14 protein-coding genes and 1 pseudogene are annotated in these 22,576 nt (G+C 40.4%); 8 read left to right on the forward strand and 7 right to left on the reverse strand.

Annotated elements, in window-relative coordinates; all coding sequences use genetic code 11:
- Window positions 1-56: 56 nt before the first annotated feature.
- Entirely contained in the window at window positions 57-3,644 is a 3,588-nt protein-coding gene (locus ACWATR_RS25125) for an NB-ARC domain-containing protein (RefSeq protein WP_460338406.1), read from the reverse strand.
- Between the two features lie 811 nt (window positions 3,645-4,455).
- Here ACWATR_RS25125 and ACWATR_RS25130 point away from each other — a divergent pair.
- Together ACWATR_RS25130 and ACWATR_RS25135 are read left to right on the forward strand one after the other, a co-directional pair.
- Window positions 4,456-5,772 (forward strand): amino acid permease, encoded by a 1,317-nt coding sequence (locus ACWATR_RS25130; protein WP_460338408.1) that lies wholly within the window; start codon window positions 4,456-4,458, stop codon window positions 5,770-5,772.
- Window positions 5,773-5,830: 58 nt separating this feature from the next.
- Entirely contained in the window at window positions 5,831-6,376 is a 546-nt protein-coding gene (locus ACWATR_RS25135) for an RNA 2'-phosphotransferase (RefSeq protein WP_460338409.1), read from the forward strand.
- An 816-nt stretch (window positions 6,377-7,192) separates the two neighbouring features.
- Here the strand turns inward: ACWATR_RS25135 and argS are convergent.
- A complete protein-coding gene (gene argS, locus ACWATR_RS25140; RefSeq protein WP_460338411.1) occupies window positions 7,193-8,956 on the reverse strand; it encodes an arginine--tRNA ligase in 1,764 nt (587 codons plus the stop codon).
- A gap of 742 nt (window positions 8,957-9,698) precedes the next feature.
- Between argS and ACWATR_RS25145 the strand changes: the two genes are divergently transcribed.
- Window positions 9,699-10,532 carry a PEP-CTERM sorting domain-containing protein gene (locus ACWATR_RS25145; RefSeq protein WP_460338413.1) on the forward strand — a complete coding sequence of 278 codons (834 nt, stop codon included), beginning with the start codon at window positions 9,699-9,701 and terminating at the stop codon, window positions 10,530-10,532.
- A 109-nt stretch (window positions 10,533-10,641) separates the two neighbouring features.
- Here ACWATR_RS25145 and ACWATR_RS25150 read toward each other — a convergent pair whose 3' ends face one another.
- On the reverse strand, window positions 10,642-11,910 hold the full coding sequence (locus ACWATR_RS25150) for a tetratricopeptide repeat protein (RefSeq protein ID WP_460338415.1): 1,269 nt from the start codon (window positions 11,908-11,910) through the stop codon (window positions 10,642-10,644).
- Between the two features lie 415 nt (window positions 11,911-12,325).
- Between ACWATR_RS25150 and ACWATR_RS25155 the strand changes: the two genes are divergently transcribed.
- Window positions 12,326-13,474, forward strand: a complete 1,149-nt coding sequence (locus ACWATR_RS25155) for a DUF711 family protein (protein WP_460338417.1) — start codon at window positions 12,326-12,328, stop codon at window positions 13,472-13,474.
- Window positions 13,475-13,476: 2 nt separating this feature from the next.
- Here the strand turns inward: ACWATR_RS25155 and ACWATR_RS25160 are convergent, their stop codons facing one another.
- The gene (locus ACWATR_RS25160) at window positions 13,477-14,145 is read right to left on the reverse strand and encodes a 2OG-Fe dioxygenase family protein (protein ID WP_460338419.1); all 669 of its coding nucleotides are present in this window, start codon (window positions 14,143-14,145) and stop codon (window positions 13,477-13,479) included.
- 240 nt (window positions 14,146-14,385) lie between these two features.
- Between ACWATR_RS25160 and sfsA the strand changes: the two genes are divergently transcribed.
- Window positions 14,386-15,111 carry a DNA/RNA nuclease SfsA gene (gene sfsA, locus ACWATR_RS25165; RefSeq protein WP_460338421.1) on the forward strand — a complete coding sequence of 242 codons (726 nt, stop codon included), beginning with the start codon at window positions 14,386-14,388 and terminating at the stop codon, window positions 15,109-15,111.
- A 193-nt stretch (window positions 15,112-15,304) separates the two neighbouring features.
- On the opposite strand, the gene ACWATR_RS25170 is transcribed toward sfsA, so the two are convergent.
- Window positions 15,305-15,706: a fasciclin domain-containing protein gene (locus tag ACWATR_RS25170; protein WP_069070322.1), complete on the reverse strand. Its 402-nt coding sequence runs from the start codon at window positions 15,704-15,706 to the stop codon at window positions 15,305-15,307.
- 143 nt (window positions 15,707-15,849) lie between these two features.
- Here ACWATR_RS25170 and ACWATR_RS25175 point away from each other — a divergent pair, with 143 nt between their 5' ends.
- Window positions 15,850-15,996 carry a hypothetical protein gene (locus ACWATR_RS25175; RefSeq protein WP_460338424.1) on the forward strand — a complete coding sequence of 49 codons (147 nt, stop codon included), beginning with the start codon at window positions 15,850-15,852 and terminating at the stop codon, window positions 15,994-15,996.
- A 482-nt stretch (window positions 15,997-16,478) separates the two neighbouring features.
- Here ACWATR_RS25175 and ACWATR_RS25180 read toward each other — a convergent pair.
- Window positions 16,479-16,679: pseudogene (locus ACWATR_RS25180) on the reverse strand (ISH3 family transposase); the annotation flags it as partial.
- Between the two features lie 12 nt (window positions 16,680-16,691).
- On the reverse strand, window positions 16,692-20,003 hold the full coding sequence (locus ACWATR_RS25185) for an nSTAND1 domain-containing NTPase (protein ID WP_460338426.1): 3,312 nt from the start codon (window positions 20,001-20,003) through the stop codon (window positions 16,692-16,694).
- Between the two features lie 245 nt (window positions 20,004-20,248).
- On the opposite strand from ACWATR_RS25185, the gene ACWATR_RS25190 reads away from it, so the two are divergent.
- Window positions 20,249-22,132, forward strand: coding sequence for an ArsA family ATPase (locus ACWATR_RS25190; RefSeq protein ID WP_460338428.1), 1,884 nt, complete (start codon window positions 20,249-20,251; stop codon window positions 22,130-22,132).
- 45 nt (window positions 22,133-22,177) lie between these two features.
- Complete coding sequence (locus ACWATR_RS25195) at window positions 22,178-22,462, forward strand: hypothetical protein (RefSeq protein WP_460338430.1); 285 nt, start codon at window positions 22,178-22,180, stop codon at window positions 22,460-22,462.
- Window positions 22,463-22,576 lie beyond the last annotated feature (114 nt).

The following is a 22,576-nucleotide window of genomic DNA, read 5'->3' on the forward strand; positions in this document are numbered from 1 at the left end:
TAGAAATGCTGCATCTACGCACTCCCAATATTCATACCCCCGCTTTATGCGATCGCCTACAATAAAGCTGACCCCACACCTTCCACAGCCCCCAAAGCCAAAAGTGCCGATCGCTGCGCTGCTGTTAACCCAGTCACCCCCCTGATGTTCATCCCTTCATAGAGACGATCTACCTTCAGGGTTTTCATGCACTCACCTGTTCCTACATCCCAAAGCTTAATCACATCATCTTGACTAGTACTGGCTAAGATATTACCGAGAGCATTAAATTTAACCGAGCATACTCCACTACTATGACTATGCAAAACTCTGACACAGGTAAAGTTATTGAGATCCCATAAGCGAATTGTTTGGTCAGAACTGGCAGATGCCAAGGTACAACCATCAGGGCTAAAACTAGCTGACCATACACCAGCAGTATGTCCCTGTAAGATTTTTATGCAAATAAAGTTATTGGTATCCCATAATCGAATTGAGCCATCAAGACTAGCACTAGCAAGTATTTTACCATCTGGACTAAAACTCACTGACCAGACTCCATCAGTGTGACCTTCTAGTGTTTTTATAGATTTACCTTCACGCACATCCCACAACTTAACCAAGCAGTCGCCACTACCTGTAGCTAAAGTATTGCCATCTGGACTAAAGCTCACTGACCAGATTGCATCCGTGTGACCTTCTAATGTTTTTATACATTTACGCTTGTGAATATCCCACAGCTTCACACTTATATCCCTACTAGCACTAGCCAAGGTTTGACCATCTGGGCTAAAGGTAACTGATGTTACTCCACCGCTATGGTCGTTAATGGTTGTAATACAATGACCAGAAATAACATCCCACAGTTTAATACTTTTGTCATCACTGCCACTTGCTAGTAAAAAACCATTAGGACTAAAGCTAATTGACCATACCCAATCTGTGTGACTTTGGAAAATTTTAGTACAGTATCCAGACGCAATATCCCATAGCCGAACCAAAGCATCAAAACCACCTGTCGCCAATATACAATTATTAGCGTTAAAACTGACCGAATGCGCCCCACTGAAATGACCCTGCAAAATTCTCACACACAGACCTTTACTTACATCCCACAAACGTACACTCGAATCGCTACTGGCACTAACTAAGGTTTGATTATCTGAACTAAAAGTGACTGAGAACACGCTACCAGTATGTCCGTGGAAAATTTTAATGCAAGTACCTTGTTGCACGCTCCACAACCTTACACTTGAGTCATTACTAGATGTAGCTATGGTTTGACCATCTGAACTAAAGCTAACTGACCACACCCAATCTTTATGACCGTGGAATGTATTAGTGCAAGTACCTTTACTCACATCCCATAGCCGAATAGAATGGTCACTACTGCCACTGGCAAGAGTTTTACCATCTGGACTGAAGCGAACCGACCATACTCTGCCAGTATGACCTTGCAAAGTTTTTATACAGATACCTGTACTGGCATTCCATAAGCGAATATCATAATCTAGACTACCACTTGCCAGAGTAGAACTATCAGGATTAAACCTGACTGAACATACCGCACTAGTATGACCATGCAGTGTTTTGAGACACTTACCTAGACGGACATTCCACAATCGAATTGAAGTGTCTTGACTACCACTTGCTAGAGTTTGTCCATCCGAACTAAAGCTGACAGAACAAACAATATCTGTGTGTTTATCTAAAATTTTTAAGCATTCTCCCGTTTGTATATTCCATAATTTGACCAATCCATCATGACCACCACTTGCCAGGGTTTGCCCATCTGGACTAAAAGTAACTGTCCAAACCCAACCTTTATGTCCCTTAAATCTCAACAAGTTTTTTCCATCCGCCACTTGCCACAAATGAATTTGCCCACTTATATCACCTGTAGCCAACAGTTTTCCATCTGGACTCAAAGCAAGTGAATAAACACTCTTCAAGCTTTTAGCAAATACAGACTTATCAAAAGCAGTATTTTGGAAATTAACTTCAGCTAAATTGACACACTGTAAGTCCGCTTGCCAAATGTTCAAATTTGAGAAGTCATACCCCTGTAAATTTATTTGCAAATGCGCTAACAAGTTGAGGACATTGCCTCCCGCATATCCTGCTAATAGTGCAGGTTGATGCCTTTGCTGTTCTATTACATCCTGCAACAACATTACTAACTTTTGTTGATTGCCCAACTCTATTAACAATTGCTCTAACAAAGGTTGCACAATTAATTGCTTTTGTGTTTCCCTAATATAATCTTTGCTTATTGCTTTGATTAAAGCATGGGTTTGAAATAAGCGTAAACGGACAGTTTTTTCTCTTACTAATTCTAGACAAACTTGTTCAACCAATCGCTGTGTGGCATATTCCATCACAACTGGTTGCAGGAAGAAATGCTCGTCGCTTTTTTCAATTAAAGAACGTTGTAATAAGGATTTAATTGCTTGCGGTAACTTACCTTTAGAAGAAGATGTCATGACATCAGCAGCTAATTCAGCAAAGGATACTGGCTCTCGATTAATTGCCAGCCAATACATCACTTCCTCTTCTACCGTAGACAAACGCTGGAACTGCCGTTCTAACAAATCTCGGATGTCCTCAAAAATTAGTATTCCCTGTTCCATATACTCTAAAACCGGGGCAATTCTACCGTTGAAAAGCTCTTGAGTTCCGGCTGCGACCATTTTTAGTGCAAGGGGATTACCACTATAATGGTTGATGAGTACTTGCCATTCTTGTTCTGTACCTGTGAATTGTCCTTTCTGCTGGAATAAATCTTGTCCCTCAGCAGAATTTAATCCCTTTAATGGGAGCGATCGCACTCCTGTTCTGTCTCCTTCTAGGGGTACAATTTCTCTGGGTTTTTCTCTAGAAGTGAACAGAACGCAACTAATATGAGGTACTTGGCCAAGGCGCTTTAGTAATTGACCATATCCTTCGTAACCAGGACGACATTGCCCTGCTTGTCCACCAGAGAGAATAGTCTCAACATTGTCTAAAATCAGCAGACATCGGTTTGATTGCAAACATTCCATCAACTTCGATAGTTTGCCATCAAAGCTTTCGGGTACTACCATCTCCTTTCGCAACGCCCACAGCAAAAATTGCAGTATGTTTGTTATTTGCTCCTCTACTGGTGGTGCATTTAGTAGGCTTCGCCACACCATGACTTCAAACTCGCTTTGAATTTGCAGCCCCAACTTCACTGCTAAAGTGCTTTTGCCAATACCACCAATTCCCAGCAGTCCAACTAAACGACATCGTTCTTCTAATATCCACTGTCGTAGCTGCAATAATTCTTCACTGCGACCATAAAACACAGATACATCCGGGGCTTCTTGCCAGTCATACTGTGGATTTGTGCGTCGGATTTCTAAATCCCCAGATGGGGGGCTAGGTCGAGTATAATCTTCTTTACACAACTCTAAATTAAAGGCAGCGAAGGCAGACTGCAAGGAACTTTTATCTACAGGTTCCAAACGTGCCAGAATTCTAGATATAGTGTGTAGAGCTAAACGGGTGCGATCGCTCAGTTCTTCTAATGAAAAGCTATCTCCAGCATTCTCATCAAATTCGATTTGAGCTTTAGCAGCTTGAAATTTATCCCAGCCTTTTAGGGTAAGGATTACACCTCGTCTGCGTTTGCTTGGTTGTTTCATCAACGTCACCTAAAACTGAGCAGATGCATCTCCATAAAGGAAATTCTCAAAGGAAAATAAAAGAAGATAGTTGTGGAACAATAATTCCAGATTGACAAATTAAATAAAATATGAAAAACATCACATCATACTTTATCTTGATTCGAGCTAACTTCTTTATTTAACCCAATTGGCATCTCTAAAAAATGCCAATGCCTCTTAATAACTGGCTTTCAAAAGACAATATTGCTTTGTGAAAAAATTAGCCAGTTTCAACGCTAAATCAGGTATTGATGCAGTTATTTTTGATAATAAGGCAAAACTAAGTATCTGTAAACGTAAATTTTATCCCTGGTGAAACCGAGCCATCTGATATTTAGTAAAACTGTGGCATAGCTTTTTACCCCACTTCCATTTATCTCTCCCACAGGGTTAGACGCTTTGAAACCCAGTTTTAGTTTTTCTCTGCTTGGATGAAAATCCTCTACCATTTTCTTGGAGAGAAAGCTTGCTCGGTGGGTTAGATTTCTGAGATTTTAATATTAGCAATACTACTTTTCAAACGTTTTCTTAAACAAGTTTTCGTTTATTTAAACTACATCCGTATATAGACAAAATGTTTTTTCCTGCGTGGTCTGTTTAATTAGTAAAGTGCTAGAAGTGACATTTGTGATCCAAAATTTGTGTTGATAATGAAGTAGCGATATCTACGACGGGCTACGCCTACGCTGATTTACCACAAAAATTTGGCTGAAAAAGCAGGAACATCAGGGTTTTTGCCAAGAATATTTCCACATGATAATATTGTTTGGTTTAGGTACGGATACTCAGTATGATTCCCATAAAGACTGTTCTAAAAGATTCAGAGCAAGTCACTCGGTTGTTTTCTCATCTCGAATTTGATGGAAAAAAACTCAATCATCAACCGGGTAGTGTATTGGGAAGTACTGCATTGATTGCGGGAACCACCGTTGGGGCTGGGATTCTCGCCCTACCAGCCGTTACCCTGCCGTCTGGTATTGTGCCGTCTACATCTGGACTAATTGCTGTTTGGCTCTACGCTTTAGTTTCAGGGTTATTGGTTGCGGAAGTTACCTTAAACACAATGCGAAAAGAAGGGCTTCCAAGTATAGGTTTTTTGGGAATTGTTGAGAAAATCCTTGGTAAACTGGGAGCGCGAATTGCAGGCAGCGCATATTTATTCATGCACTATGCTCTATTGGTAGCATACGTCACCAAAGGTGGAGAGATTTTAGGATCTGCGGCGGCAAAAGTCTGGGGTGTGCAAATATTGCCTATGTGGGTGGGCACAACGACTTTTACGCTCTTATTTGGTGGGATTATGTATCTTGGGCGAGAAAAGTTTATTGAGAAATTAAACAGCGCCTTTGTCGGAATTGTCATTGTTTCCTTCTTAGGACTATTATTTCTGGCAGGAGGGCACATTCAGAGTACTCAACTAGTATTTCAGGACTGGAGTGCCCTTGGTAGTGCCATTTCAGTAATGTCTGTGGCGCTATTTTTTCAAAACGTTGTGCCGCTGGTTGTGACGCAACTTGAAGGGGATGCTAGCAAAATTCGTCAGTCCATCTTTATTGGTTCTGTAATTCCTCTAATTATGTTCTTGGCGTGGAATGCCGTAATTTTAGGAAGCGTCAGTCCCGATATGCTATATGGCGCATCTGACGGTACAAGTATTTTTGACCCACTGCAAATTCTCCGAGCAGGTGGGGCTGGGGAATGGTTAGGAGTGCTAGTATCCATTTTTTCAGAATTTGCGATCGCAACATCATTTATTGGATTTGTGTATGGATTGCTAGATTTGTTCAAAGATATTTTTCTCCTTGCACAAGGTGGACTTTCTAGACGCCTCCCCCTCTATTCGCTGGTTCTTTTCCCTCCTATGACTCTCGGAACGCTTAATCCCAGCATCTTTTTTACTGCCTTAGATTACACTGGAACATTTAGTATCTCAGTTCTCGGTGGAATTATGCCGGCATTAATGAGTTGGAAGCAACGTCAAGAACAAGAAAACTTAGATAGCATCAATCAACCACTGGTTCCTGGTGGAAAGGTGACACTCATTGTCATGATTGGAGTAGCATTAGCCATGATGGGAAGACAAATTCTGTCAATTTACCATCAATAAAATTTTGATGTTTTATAAAAGTATAAATTTGTAGTATAAATATGCCAACCACAATTAAATGAGTGATTCTCGCCTCGTCAAAATCAGCAAATATCTCAGCAAATATTTGCGACACACACCGGATGCAATTGGAATTAAACTTGCTCCCGGCGGTTGGGTTGCTGTTGATGAACTACTTAGTGCTTGTGCTAGAAACAAATTTCCGCTCACCCGTCAGGAATTACAGGTAGTAGTTGAATTCAACGAGAAACAACGTTTTTCTTTTGATTCTACAGGTAATCTTATTCGTGCAAACCAAGGACATAGTGTAAAAGTCGATTTACAATTAGAACCTGTTGTTCCGCCAGATGAGCTTTATCACGGCACGGGACGCAAATCTGTAGAGTCAATTCTGCAAACAGGACTTTGCAAAATGTCACGGCATCATGTCCATTTATCAAAGGATATAGAAACAGCACAGATTGTTGGTGCAAGACATGGAAAACCAGTGGTTTTTGCTGTAAATACTGCGGCAATGCATCAGGCGGGTTACATCTTCTATTGTTCTGCTAATGATGTTTGGTTAGTAGATCATGTGCCACCTGAGTATCTACAAAAAATTTGAATTTCAATATAGTGGTTCTCGGAATGTTGAAGTACATTTTCAAAGAAACTAACTCTGTAAAACAAAGATTTGAGTGTACCTCAGTTGTTCAATAAACGCTGCTAAAATTGTTCAGAAAAGGTAGCAAATCCTTATCTCTAATATGGATAAGGTGAACACCAAGTGGGCATTGCAGCTTCTTACCCATTCCCCATTCCATTTGGGAGCATCTCACTTTTGTAAAAAGCCTAGCGAATGGAATTCGCAGCTACACAGGACAAAACCCGCCTACGCGAGTTTCCAATTTCTTGAGTCCGCGCATCTGGTATTGGGTCTGACAAAAGAATTCTTTTAGCTGTTGATCAACCTGGTTGGCATACAAGTAATGATCTAGATTTACCAGAAGGTGTCGATTTAATCTACTTACCCGCTTACTCACCTGAATTACAACTTTTCAGTTAGGTTGTGGCCTCTAACTAACGAGATTGTAGCCAATTGTTCCCCAAGTTCTTTAGATGAACTCGAAGAACTAATGGTGTTTCGTTGCCAAGAAATCATGAAATAGCACGACTTAATCTCTGGACTAACTTGCTACCACTGGTGGCCAACAACCAGGGCGGCTTAATTATAAGTAATCATCCAAACTTGATATAGGAATCCGCTTTGATTTCTGAACGAATTTGCGTAGATAGGCAATAGGCAATAGGCAACAGTCAAGAAGGCTTCTTAGTTGTACTGAATTTTTTCAGAAATCAAATATGAGTCCTATATTACTCTGCGTAACTACCCTGAAGTAAGGCGAAGTGCATCTGCGTTAAAAATCTCATCTAGATGATTTTACATTCTTTCTAATACCTGAATTCCTAACAAAGATAGTCCCAACTTCAGGGTTCTAGCAGTCAAATCACATAAAACCAAGCGGGATGTTCGCTGTGGTTCCTCCGCTTCTAACACCTGAACTCCCTGATTGCGATCGTAAAACTGATTAAACTTTTTACTCAGTTCATACAAATACTCACATAAACGGTTGGGCAGCAAGTCTTGCTCTACACTACTAATAATTTCATCCAGTTGAAGTAAATATTTTGCCAGCGCTAATTCTGTTTCATGCTGCAACAGGACAGCATTGTTTCCCAACTCCTTAAAGTTAATATCACCCTTGCGGCTAATCCCCTGAATCCGGGCGTAAACATACAGCATATAGGGCGCAGTATTACCTTTGAGATCCAGCATTTTGTCATAGCTGAAGATGTAGTTACTGGTGCGGTTTTGGCTTAAGTCTGCATATTTAACTGCACTGATGCCAACTACCCTAGCAACTTCATTAATAAATTCTTCAGTTTCTTGACGTTCTTCTTCTTGTAATCTAGTTTTTAAGTCTGTATGGGAACGAGAAACAGCTTCATCTAACAAATCTCGCAACCGAACAGTATCCCCAGAACGAGTTTTGAATTTCTTACCATCTTCTCCTAGCACCAACCCAAAGGGAATATGGACTAATTCCACATCATCAGGAATCCATCCGGCTTTGCGTGCTACCTGGAAAAATTGGGCAAAGTGGTTTCCTTGTCCAGCATCGGTTACATAAATTATCCGCTTTGCTTGATCCTGCTGAATCCGGTAGCGGAGAGATGCTAAATCTGTTGTGGCGTAGTTATAACCGCCGTCTGATTTTTGCACAATTAAGGGTAAAGGTTCACCTTCTCTATTTGTAAACCCTTCCAGAAAAACGCATTTTGCGCCTTGGTTTTCTACCAGTAATCCAGATTTATCTAAATCTTCTACAACGCCAGATAGTAAAGGGTTATAAAAAGATTCACCCCGTTCAGTTAACTTGATATCCAGCAACTCATAAATTATTTGAAACTCCCTACGTGATTGTTCACACAGTAGTTTCCAAGCATGGATTGTATCTTCTGCACCTGCTTGTAATCTGACGACTTCTTGGCGTGCTGTCTCTTGAAAAGCTTCATCTGCATCAAAGCGTTGTTTGGCTTTGCGATAAAAAGAGACTAAATCACCAATATCTAAAGCATTTGCGGTAGTAAGCGCGTCTGGGTAAACTTCCCGGAGATAGGCGATTAACATGCCAAACTGTGTACCCCAATCACCGACATGATTTAACCGCAGTACATCATGTCCTTGAAATTCTAAAATCCGAGCGATCGCATCGCCAATAATTGTAGAACGCAAGTGTCCAACATGCATTTCTTTGGCAATATTTGGACTGGAAAAATCCACAATTTCCCGCTTTGGCGTTTTCGCGGCTGGAACTCCTAGTCTGGGATCTGCTTGAATCGCATTGAGTTGTGCTTCTAAGTATGCCGTTTTGAGTTTTAGATTGATAAATCCTGGCCCAGCGATTTCTGGTGGTTCGCAGATTTCGGATACATCTAGTTTCTCAACGATCGCACCTGCGATCGCTCTTGGTTGCTTTCCTAACTTTTTACTCAGGGATAAAGCCACATTCGCCTGATAATCCCCAAATTTAGGATTGCTAGCAGGAACCAAAATTGGATCTACTCCAGCGAAGTCAGCGCCAAAAGCCGCGACTAAAGCCTGCTCAACCTGCTCTTTTAGTTGTTCTTGTGTAGCATTCATATATAAATTTTATCTGGGAGAAGGGGAATGTAGCTCTGGAAAAGCTTGATTATTTCACTCTAAAGTATAGTCATCAAGTCCAAGCAAGAACTGTCATCCTAAAATACAACCCCCAGATTGTCTACCATCCTTGGCAGAACTTACAGATTCTAACGATACCCCACTGGATGTTGACAGACTAATACTACTTCATCAAGTCAACGAAATTTTGTTACATAGTAAGCACTTCAGTGCTTCCGGCGACGACTTCAGTCTTGACTACAAACTTATTTAATCAGGTTTCCTTGACTTGATCGAATACTAAGTTTATCAACGTAGGTACGGAGATAAACTCTGTTTGTATAGCGGCGAATAACCTTCGCCAAAGCTTAAGTTGACACGCACGACACTATACCCATACTTATTGACCTCATTCAAATGAAAATTCCTATAGATTAAGCTTTTAGCTTTTTAGTATCGAAATTGCACATCTTATTTTCATAAGAAGTATAAGTTCTTCATAAATTTTTCATCATCTATCAGTTTAAATGCTAAGTACTAATAACAGTAAATGAACTGATATAAAATAGTCTGTTTTAAGTGAAATTACTTTAAATAAAGAGCTATTTGAATATACTAAAAAAAGCTAAATTATCGATTGACTTTGCAGAAGAATAGCTGTTAGAAGTAAGAGACGACAGAACACAGATAGTTGCTCCCAAAAGCATTATCTAAATTGTTTTCCCTACTAATGACTCTTGATATGAAACTTAATTTACTCACTGCCTTGATTGCCGCTACAGCTACCTTAACCGGATTAGTTTCTAAAGTAGAAACTGCATCTGCTGCTGATTTTAGCTGGGATAGTTCCTGGACTCAACCAACGGTATACAATAAGTCTCAAACTGGTTTTAACGACACTCCTTTTCAACAATTTGTCCAAGCTGAAAGCGTTGCCCTCCCAAACAGTGGACAATTTAAATTAGACCCCACTCAATTAAACCTAAAATACGACCATGATGTTTCTGTTTACTTTATCAATGAGGGCGCAGGTTATAGAAACCAGTTAGCCTTTAATGCCACAGGAACTACTAACAAGTCTGGGCTGCTTTTTAATGATATTTCTTGTGAAGGAGACGGGTGTGTTGGTGGTTGGGGCGGTAATGCCCTAAAATTTGGTGATGGGGTCAATATTGGCAATGTTACCGCAGGTACTCAACTCGACTTATGGTTGAGAGCTGATGGTCTCAACCGTGGCAACTCTGCCAATATATTTGGTACTGAAACTGTCTCTAATGCTGACGGACTACAGCACGCCGTTGCTTATGCTTACAACAACTACATCATACTGGCATTCGAGGATTTATACGGTGGTTTACACGCTTCAGGGGTAGATTCTGCAACTGGGAAGTCGAACGAAGGTTCTGACCGTGACTTTAATGATGTTATTGTCGTTCTTGATATCGGCGAAGCAAATGTTAGAGAGTTAATTGGTGCTACCGTTCCTGAACCATCTGTTACTCTGTCAATGTTTGCAGTGGGAGCAATTGGGATGTTTGGATTGCGTCGTCGCCGTCAAACTCGCACTTCTAACTAAACTTTAAAACGTTGTTAATATAGGGTGCGTTTAATATCAGAAGTGATTGATCGCATATTCACCCGTACAAGTGTATGGGTGAATTTACGTGTGTAGTGGCATTTATATTTTATCTACCGCGATCGCGTTCTAAATCATCAATCACTTTTTGCAAATACCACTCGTCTGACATCCCAGGATAGTAATCCTGCTTTTGCTCAATTAATCGTTCGGCAATCTCCCAGTATCCCCCCACCATTCGTAAAAGTCGCTGACGTAGCAAGTTATATTTTTGCTTTTTTGACTCTGGACTAAATTTCTGGATCTTTTCTAGGCTACTTAAGACTTGTTGATAATTTCCCCAATCTTCTTGTTCACAAAAAATACTCGCCGCCTGTTGATAATTCTCCACGGCATTTTGCATTTCTTCTAAGCAAGTATAGGCAATGCCGCGATTGTAGTAAGCATGAGCATCATCAGGATTAATTTGCAGCGCTTGGGTGTAATCTTGAATTGCATCGATATAATTGCCCATTGCCCGATAGGCATTACCTCTGGCAATATAAACTAAGGCATCTTCGGGTTGTATTTGGAGTGCTTGATTAAGGTCTGCGATCGCTCCTTGATGATCTCCCAATACAGAACGGGCTTTGCCTCGGTTGCGATAGACAATGGCATCTTGGAAATTTAGTCGCAATGCTTGATTAAAATCTGCGATCGCTTCTCGATAATTTCCCATTTTACAACGCACAACACCACGGCAGCAGTAAGCTTGGGCATCTTGCGGATCGGCTTTTAATACCCAGTTTAAATCGGCGAGTGCCTCTTGGGTATCTCCTTTTTCAGCCTTGTCTAATAATTGTGTGAAATATTCCTTTGTAGATAAAATTGGCGCATTAGTGGAATGTGGTTGCTGTACAACAGATTTTTCTGGGGGTTGTAGCTGTTTAATTAGTTCCAGACACAGACGACAATTCTCTTTATCCTGTTGCTCAAGATATAATTGTGCAGCTTTTTTAAAGTTAGCGATCGCATCTTGAATATAACCCTGTTTGCGCCGCACCATCCCCCGTAGATTATAAGCAGCAGCATAATTGAGATTAAGACGAATAGCCCGTTCCACATCCTCCAGCGCCCCCGGCAAATTTTTCAGCGCCACCCTGGCTAATCCACGACAATAATACGCCTCTACACTTTCAGAATTTAGCTTCAGGGCTTCGGTATAATCTGAAACAGCCTTAAGGATTGCTCCTGAGTCATAATATGCCAAACCCCGTTGCAAGTAAGCTTCGCTAAAGTAAGGTGTCAGTTGTAAAGCATGGTTAAATTCCTCAATTGCTCCAGCGTAGTCTTTTCGCCTAGCCTTTTCCAATCCTCTATTGTAGAATTCGTCATTCATGGCATTTGTTTGGTTGATTCAGTTAGTTGAATTCCAGCAAGCTTGCTTTATAGCCTAAGAGATTCTTTGAAAAGTCTAATTTATTACTCACCGAGCGACTAGAAGTCGCGGCTTTACGAGACTTTACCCACCACCGTGGGTTAAAAACTCTTAATTTTGTATTAGTTCACGGAGGTGGACAATGCTTGTGTAGTAGCGAATTTTCGCCCAATACTTTGCAAACATCCTCTAACCTATCTACTCACCCTTAATATTCTAAGTATCCAGCATAGCTTTGCTTAATTTCAGATTTTTTGTTAAATAAAAATAACACGGTATCCTAAGTTGTTATAAATGGAAGTCACCCAATGAAATATTTTACACCTCTAGATTTTATAGTTAGATGTAGTGCAAATATCAATCATAATTTATAGCAATGAAAATTAGAACTATTACAACAGGTATATCACTTCAATCTCTACAAGAACAGGAAAAAATTAAGCAAGCTGCTGAATTTAATCGGCAAGCGCAGATTTTTTTGGAAAAACAAGGCTATGAGGTACAAACAACTAGAATTGCCACTAATACCTGGGAAGAATATCTGCAAGAGTTCTCCACAATCGAAATTATCAATCAAATTCAAACTCTAGAACAACTTTGCCAAAATCAGAATATCAGCTTTTTCAATATTGGTTATGCCAGCAAACCCGAAACCATAGATATAATTCCAGATATTAACAAAAAGACATCGATTATTTATTGCTCTAGCAAAATTGGCGATAGGGAAAATGGCATCAATTTTGAGAATGCTAGGAAATCCGCTAAAGCTATTAAACGTATTTCCCAAGAAAGTGAAAATGGCTATGGCAACTTTCGTTTTTGTGTATGGGCAAACTGCCAGCCACATATTCCATTTTTCCCTACTGCATATCATACAGGCAATACATCTTTTGCTATAGGCTTAGAGTTAGGCGACTTGGTAATGCAAGCATTCTCACAAACTAAAAATATTACAACAGCAGAGCAAAAACTACACTTAATTTTAGAATTAGAATTAAATAAAATCGCAGCTATTGCTGAAAAAATATCTGATAAATTTAACGTAGCATATAAAGGAATTGATACATCTATAGCTCCATCTTTAGACAAACAAAATAGTATTGCTTTTGCTTATGAAAAATTGATGAGTGGCAAGTTTGGGCATTCAGGAACTCTTGCAATTTCTGGGATGCTGACTCGTGTATTGAAAAGCGTATCAGTAAAAATCTGTGGTTACTCTGGACTGATGCTTCCAGTTTGTGAAGATGTTGGACTAGCTGCAAGAGCTAATGAGCAAACCTATGATATTACAAATTTATTATTATATTCAGCAGTTTGTGGCTGCGGACTGGATACAGTTCCGATTCCAGGTGATATAACGATAGAAAAAATTACAGCTTTATTAATTGATATGGCAACTTTAGCTATCAAGTTGAATAAACCACTCTCAGCCAGATTATTCCCGATTCCAAATAAAAAAGCTGGGGAAATGACTACATTCAATTCCCCATATCTCGTAGATTGTAAAATATTTACAGTTGACTAAACTTATTCCGAAAGCAAACTGGGAGAAGTCAGCACAAAAACATCCCTACTTCCCTGAGCATCAATCTGTGGTTTTATAGGAGTAGTGAAGTGGAAAAAATCATGATCGTTGACCAATAAGAGTTCACCTGGATTTAGAACTTTGCTGAACACAGGCTTTTCTTTTTTGGCAGTGTATAAATGTGTTTCTCCACCTTGAATATTATCTCTATCTACTGAAAATATGCCAATAAAATCAGTACCATCTTGATGGATACCTTCAGGTGCTGGATTACCCAAATTATCTGGCGAACAAATAGTTCTAATTTGATGAATTCCGATTTCAGCTTCGGGATGAAGTTTACAAGAATCACTAAATGCTAAGACAAGATTTCTAAAAATATCAAGTTCTATGAGTGCATCATCTAATTCTGCAAACTCTCTTTTTATGTCACCTACTAAGGGATTATACTCTTTACTTTGGAACAAGTAGCCATGAGGTAATTTGATTAACTTATTTCCAGAGACTGTGAACCGAGATAATCTTCTAGAACGATAGTTGCCTTTGATGTAAGGATCAATAGGCATATTACTAAAAAATGGCTTAAAACCTTCTGGATTGATCGAATTTACTTTTCTTAGAGTAAACAAAAAAGCATATTCTAATTCCGTTGATGTCCACACTTTTTGCATAGGATTTACCTCCTTGCACGTTGAAATTCTCCCGGATTTTTTATGGGAGGCTGATAACACTTAGTATATGCTACTTTTTATTAATATGTTGTCAATTTGACTACAAAAATTGACAATTCATGGTATGTAAAGTTACTCAAATTCTGTCACAGGATGGAGTAGCTGCTGAAAAGATTTGCTGTTGAGATGTAGGTGGAGAAGGAATCGACGTATATTTACTAGCAGCAACAAGGTTTTACAATGATAGATTGGCTTTACTGTTACCCACCTTTGTATCCAGGTATTCTGCTAAAACGCTACAAGCGGTTTTTTGCTGATGTTCAACTTACTTCTGGCGAGATAGTTACAGCACATTGTCCCAATACAGGGCCGATGACTGGAGTCTCGACTCCCCAAAGTGCGGTACAGCTTTCCAAAAGCGATAATCTTAACCGCAAATTGGCTTACACTTTAGAACTAATTCAGGTACATGACAATGAGCCGACTTGGGTAGGCATAAATACTTTTTTGCCCAATCGGGTGGTAAAGCTAGCTTTGGCGAAACACCTTTTCCCAGAATTGGGCGACTATAGCCAAATCAAGGGCGAGGTAGTTTATGGACTAGATAAAAAAAGTCGAGTGGATTTTTTCTTGACGGGGAGTGATGAAGAACGCCCGATTTATTTAGAAGTGAAAAATACAACTTTGTCTGAGGGGAGATTAGCCTTATTTCCTGATACGGAGACTACAAGAGGGCAAAAGCACTTGCGAGAACTGATGGCGCTGTTACCTTCCACTCGTGCAGTGATGCTTTACTTTATCAATCGTAGTGATTGTATCGAGTTCTCCCCTGGCGATCGCACAGATCCTGTCTATGGTAAATTATTACGGGATGCGATCGCTCTCGGTTTAGAAGTTTTACCTTGCCGTTTTGACATTTCCCCCGAAGGTATCCGTTATTTGGGTTTGGCAAAACTAAAAATTTGATTACATCTAATAAAGAAAGACAAGCAATTGCAACGTCCCTACACCAATAAAACAATAAATCCATCTAGATGCTGTCTAGATGGATTTGTTGGTAGTTGGTGTTTACTAAAAAACATTCAACCAGACTGTAATAGAGAAACGACTATTAGGTAGTCGCCGTCCTACAAATAGCATTCGCTATTGTGAGGTTTGCTTATGCAGGAATCAAAACTGTGTCAATTACGTGGATGACACCGTTATCAGCAGCAACATCTGCGGTTGCAACTTTTGCATCGTTTATCTTGACGCCATTAGAAGCATCAATTTTTACATCTGAACCTTCAACTGTTTTAGCTGTCTTCAGTTTAGCCACATCAGCAGCCAGCACTTTGCCTGAGACAACATGATAGGTCAATATCTTCTTGAGCTTAGGAATATCTTTCAGTAACGCGTCTACTGTACCTGCTGGAAGCTTATTAAAAGCTGCATCAGTAGGTGCAAAGACGGTAAATGGGCCAGCGCCTTTCAGTGTATCTACCAGACCAGCCGCTTCGATTGCTGCAACTAGTGTCTTGAAAGAACCATTATTAGTGGCAGTGTCAATGATGTTGGCCATGTGTTTTACCTAGTTCTGTGTAACCTGTTACAAATCTAAACCATGTTTACATAAAATCTATCTATCGTTAGGCTTATATCAAATTAAATTTTTTATTGATAGCATAAAAGTTTGTATATATTTTTATACAAATAAAGAATTATATGTACATCTTCTGGGTGGATGATTTACAAGCGCTTCTAGATGCGATCGCTTGTCATCAGTATCAATGCAGTTATTTTTTACCAAAAAAGTTAGTGAAAATAATGGGATTACCGCCATTAATCAAAAAGTTGGTAAAACTAACTTAACTGTATTTACGCCAATAGTTCTGATAAAATCTTGTGTTAAAAGAATTACAGGAATTATTTTACTTATCTGTGTCAGGGATATTTTACCAAAAAAGTTGGCAATACACTCATTTAACTGATATTATTTCATCACTAAATACATTTCACTTGCTGTTTGTGTAATTCTACGTGGAAATAATAAACGGCTAATTACGCTAATACAATCCGTGATAGTTTAGAATAATTGCACTTTTGTCAATCAGAAAAAATACTTAAAATAGCTTAAATATGGAATAGAAAAGTATTGTAACGACACAATAACGAGCGCAAAAATTGAGCAACATTCAGTAGACCGAAAAGTTTTGCGGTCGCTAAAAAATAGTAGTATACGATACCGTTTTTGGGGAATATAAAAAAGCTGATTGCCTTGGCTCTATGATAAGTTTTATTTATTAATAAACCCCAAAAATCAACCAAAATCACCCAGACGGTAAATAAACTTCGCAAACTATCCACACACTAAAAGTTACTGAACCATATTTATCGCTATTTAAAGTGTAACTGGTCTTATAACTCCGCCTACCTCTAATTAATTGTTTAGTTCCACCATGTTTACCTCAGATAATAGCGGGTATTTCAAATGGAATATCCAAAGCTTGCAACCATCTGATTACAGGTATGCAGAAGAACTCCCTATCTAAATACCGTAGGCCGAGTTATTGGTTCTCTGTGGGTACTGATTGCCAAGCAAGGCGATGTTTCCAGTGCGATGTGAAATTAAGTTGAACTGCTTGCTTAAAATCCTCCAAAGCTGCTGAAAACGCTTTCTCTTTTAGCTCACCTTGGTTGTTCAACTGTTTAGGGCATTGTGGATTCCATACATATTTTTGACAAGTTTGGTGGGCAATTTCTACATCACTGCCATTGTCAGGATTTTGAAAGACGGGATGATAATGTAACCTGTTGCAGCAAACTTGCAACCATTCTTGCCACCCACACTGCCACAAGCGGACTGTTCCATCAAGACTACCACTGGCAATCAGTCTACCATCAGGGCTAAAAGCTGCGGAATTTACCCAATACTCATGTCCACGCCAAGGTTGACCAATGGGGTTGCCGTGAATATCCCACAAGCGCACTGTCGAATCATTGCTGGCACTGATAATCCACTGACCATCAGGGCTAAAGGCGACAGAATTAACTTCTTTTTCATGTCCACGCCAAGGTTGACCAATGGGGTTGCCGTGAATATCCCACAAGCGCACTGTCGAATCATTGCTGGCACTGATAATCCACTGACCATCAGGGCTAAAGGCGACAGAATTAACTTCTTTTTCATGTCCACGCCAAGGTTGACCAATGGGGTTGCCGTGAATATCCCACAAGCGCACTGTCGAATCATTGCTGGCACTGATAATCCACTGACCATCAGGGCTAAAGGCGACAGAATTAACTTCTTTTTCATGTCCACGCCAAGGTTGACCAATGGGGTTGCCGTGAATATCCCACAAGCGCACTGTCGAATCATTGCTGGCACTGATAATCCACTGACCATCAGGGCTAAAGGCGACAGAATTAACTTCTTTTTCATGTCCACGCCAAGGTTGACCAATGGGGTTGCCGTGAATATCCCACAAGCGCACTGTCGAATCATTGCTGGCACTGATAATCCACTGACCATCAGGGCTAAAGGCGACAGAATTAACTTCTTTTTCATGTCCACGCCAAGGTTGACCAATGGGGTTGCCGTGAATATCCCACAAGCGCACTGTCGAATCATTGCTGGCACTGATAATCCACTGACCATCAGGGCTAAAGGCGACAGAATTAACCCAATTCTCATATTTGCGCTGCGATCGCCCGATGACTCGATCTTGTAGTATTTGATCTAGCTCCCACAAACGCACAGTGCGATCGCCACCACTAATAATAAACTTGCCATCAAGGCTAAAGGCTAGGGAATTAACTTGTCCTTGATGTCCCCGCCAAGGTTGAGTTACGGGGTTGCCATTGATATTCCATAAGCGTATTGTGCGATCGCAGCTACCACTAATAATAAAATTGCCATCAGGGCTAAACGCTACAGAATTTACATGTCCTTCATGCCCGTGCCAAGGTTGACCGATGGGATTACCTTGGATGTCCCACAACCGCACTGTACAATCACTGCTACCACTGACAATAAACTTGCGATCGGGGCTAAAGGCAGCGCAAATAATTTTCGCCTCATGTTTGTGCCAGGGTTGAGTGATGGTGTTACCTTGTAAATCCCACAAACACACCGTTCCGTCAAAACCAACACTGATAATAGAATCGCCATTTGGGCTAAAGGTGACGGAAATAACTCCTTCCTTATGTCCGCGCCAAGGTTGAGTAATGGCGTTACCTCGTAAATCCCACAAACACACCGTTCCGTCAAAACCAACACTGACAATAGAATCGCTATTTGGACTAAAGGCGACAGAAATAACTCCTTCCTCATGTCCCTGCCACGGTTGAGTAATGAGATTACCTTGTAGATCCCATAAACACAAAATTCCGTCAATACTGCCACTAACAATCAACTTGCCATCAGGGTTAAAGGCTAGACAATTAACCTCTTGCTCGTGCCCCAACAAAAATTGAGCAGTAGGAGGATTGCCAATGATATTCCACAAGCACACGGTAGAATCGCTACTGCCACTGGCAATAAACTTGCCATCAGGACTAAAGCCTACACAATTAACCTCTTGCTCGTTTCCGCGCAAGCTATTCGTCTCTGTGGGTGTGTTCATTGCTTCCTTTAAGCTTCCCAAAACAGGAGCTAGAAGCTGGTTTGGGTATTTCTCTAGATTCTCACCCATTGTTTGAATTGCCAGCACCAAACCCTCTAGCGGTTGGACAGGAAGTAAATTCAAAATCCTGGCGGATTGCTCGCGCAGTTTTAATTCAGTCAGTGCAAGGTTTAACTTTTGAATCTCTTGTTGCTTTTCTCTCGAATGGCGATCGTGCCATCCAACACTAGGATTAATAAATAGATTAGCTTGTTTGCTTAAATAACCAAACGTTTGCTCTTTTAGTTCTTGATAAGTCTTTATCTTCAGAACCCCGTTTGCAATATCTTCTTTTTTCCACAGCCTATCTAAGGTGTATGCCAGAAGTGGTAAATAATCATTTTGTTGGTGAAAATCATGAATAATTTGCTCAACTAGACCTTGTTCAAAGGTCACGCCATGTCTAGCAGCAGGTTCAGCGATCGCTAACTTTAATTCTCCATCGCTCATTCTAGTGAGTATACGACTATAGCGATCGTGGATCTTTGCAAGTTGGGGATACTCACTAAATCTATCCAAACAATCAGACCGCATTGTTAAAACAATTTTGACAGAGCTATCCTGCTGCTGGAACAGTTGAAAGAGACTAGCAACAAATTTATCGCGTTCCGGCTTTTGAGTTTTCGTAAATAGTTCTTCAAATTGGTCAATAAAAATCAGAACGCACTGATAATCTTGTTTGAGGAATGTGACAATTTTAATTAGGGTATTTTCTCTTATTTCTCGGCTAATATCCGCTATTGGTGATTTTTTTCCATAATTAGAAGCAAGGCACTGATAAAGAGATTTAAAAGGATTTTCATCTGGGTGAAAACTTATATTAATTAATGATTTTTTATAAAATCCTAAATAAGGAATTAAACCTGCCCGAATCAATGATGATTTGCCAGTGTCTGATGCTCCTAAAAGCAAGAGTATATTATCTTTTTTTAAGCGATCGCCCAGATTAGCAATCCACTTCCCCCGACCAAAAAATTTGTCTTTATCTTTAATTTCAAAAGTTTTTAATCCTAAGTAGGGAGAGCCTGTTTTAACCCGACCAAAAAATTTATCTTTATCTTTAATTTCAAAAGTTTTTAGTCCTAAGTAGGGAGAGTCTGTTTTGAGTGGACGACAATGAATGTCCTCAAAATTACTGTCAGAAAAAAAGTCGTATTCAGAAATACATTGGACATTACAGCCAATATTTATATCGCCTTCAGAACTGTTAACCATCTTATCTCCTTACCTTTGGACATCTCTGGCTAAATCTTTACCTCAGTTATAGTTCCTCGGCTAATCTTTGTAAGTAACTCAACAAAATTAATTACATATTCTGTTGTGAAGCTTTCCCTATCGCCGCCCTAGAAGTTTTGTAAATCCTATCCGTGAAAAATTAAGGTTTTAAATAGGTTTATTCAGCAAAATTACTTAAGTAACTTTCAAAAAAATGTAGTAACTTTATCCTAAAACGCCGGATAATGACAAACGGGATGGAACTTTTTGATAACCTACACCTTGCTATGTTTAGCGGCAAAGGTGGAGTCGGAAAAACGACAATCTCCTGCACCTTTGCATGTCGTTGGGCACAGAAATTTGCCAATGAGCAAATTCTTTTAATCTCAACCGATCCGGCTCACTCTCTTGGAGATGTCTTACAAGTTAGCGTTGATGACGTTCCTCGTCCCATAGCGGAACTACCCAATCTACTAGTAAGGGCGTTGGATGCAAAGCGTCTGCTACAAGAGTTTAAAGAACGTTATGGTCAGGTGTTAGAACTGTTAGTGGAGCGCGGTAGTTTTGTTGAAGGAGAAGACTTGCTTCCAGTTTGGGATTTAAATTGGCCTGGACTGGACGAGTTGATGGGCTTGTTAGAAATCCAACGCCTTTTTCAGGAGCAGCAGGTAGATCGAGTAGTAGTAGATATGGCTCCTAGCGGTCATACTCTCAACTTGTTTGGATTGATGGATTTTTTAGACACTTTCCTTCACTCTCTTGAACTGTTTCAAGAAAAGCATCGGTATATTAGTAAGACCTTTGCCGGGAGTTACACACCCGATCGCGCTGATGAGTTTTTGCAAACTCTGAAAGCTGAACTGTCGCAAGGCCGCCGTCTGCTTCAAGATCCTACCCATACAGCTTGTTTGTTAGTTGCGATCGCCGAACCAATGAGTTGGTTGGAGTCAAAACGATTCCTAGAAGCCTTAGAAACTATGCAGGTTCCTTGCGGAGGGTTGTTTGTTAACCAAATCCTTGCCAGTGCGACTGACCCAGATCGTTACCAAGAACAACAACCGCTCATCAGCCAGTATACGGCTCTTGCTAACGGAAAGCCGATGTTCATTGTGCCACAGCAAGATCGGGAGCCTTTAGGGATTGTAGCCCTCAGCCATCTGATCGACCAAATCCATATTCCTCAGCTTGAACCGCTATCTCTTTTCGATCTACTCCCAGTTCAATGGCCTGAAACAATTCCTCCTAGCTTTGGAGATTTCCTGACTCAAGGTCGTCGCCTGTTACTAATTGGCGGTAAAGGTGGAGTAGGCAAGACCACAGTAGCAGCTGCAATTGGTTGGGCTATGGCTCAACAACATCCCGATCGTAAAATTCGCATGGTTTCCATCGATCCAGCCCACTCCTTGGGTGATGCCTTTGGTTTGAGTTTTGGACACGAACCATATCAAATAACTGCCAATCTTCGAGGTCAGGAAGTGGATAGCGATCGCATTGTCGATCAATTCAGAGCCGATTACCTGTGGGAACTGGCCGAAATGATGAGTGGCGAAACCCAAACAAGCGAAACTATTGAAATGGCTTATGCTCCTGCTGCTTGGCGCAAAATAGTCGGTCAAGCTTTACCAGGGATTGATGAAATACTTTCCCTGTTAACAGTAATGGAATTGCTAGAGCAACAAGAAGAAGACTTAATTATTTTAGACACTGCTCCTACAGGTCATCTTCTGCGTTTTCTAGAAATGCCAAATGCACTAGCAGACTGGCTAGGTTGGATTTTCAAACTCTGGATCAAGTATCAGAATGTTCTTGGTCGTACAGAATTTATGGGACGTTTACGAACTTTGCGACAGCGCGTAGTTAAAGCCCAAAAAGTGCTAAAAGACCCACAACAAACAGAGTTCATTGGGGTTACGCTTAACCAGGCTAGTGTACTTGCCGAACAACAACGCCTGTTCAAATCTATGCAAGAAATAGGTGTAAGCCAGAATTACCTTGTTCTCAACCGCTTTACTTCTACAGCAACCATTAATTGCGATTTTCCAGGTTTGACAATGGTTCGCTTACCAATGCTTCCTCGCTCAGTTCAGCCTTTAGAACGCATCCAAGCAGCAGCCGGCTGTTTATTTTAACGGCTAATTAGACTAAATACTTCCATACCCAAAGAGAAATTTATTATGCATCGCACTCCAACCCGCAGACAAATTCAAGCCAAACTTAGCACCATGCCTCCTCAACGTTCTCAAGCAACAGTTTACTTAAATGCTTACAAAATGATGTTAGAGAAGGAGCGTTTAGAGGAGGAACTAGAGAAACTCGAAGCACGCCGACATCAGATTCAGCAGCGTCTTGCTATTTTAAATAGTCAAACAATTGCTGAAGAGAACACGATCCATCAGCAAGCAAATACTGGCTTAGAGGACAATACACCAAAATTCAAAACCTTAACATTGGAATACTAACTACTAAGATTTCAGTTTGCCTATTCTTCGCAACTTCCTTGCTCAGTCGCACCAAGCAGGGGCGATCACTTGCTGAGGGGCTGGGGAAGCTGGAGCGGCTCTTGGAGAATAGCT

The sequence above is a fragment of the Nostoc sp. UIC 10890 genome, from assembly GCF_054786515.1.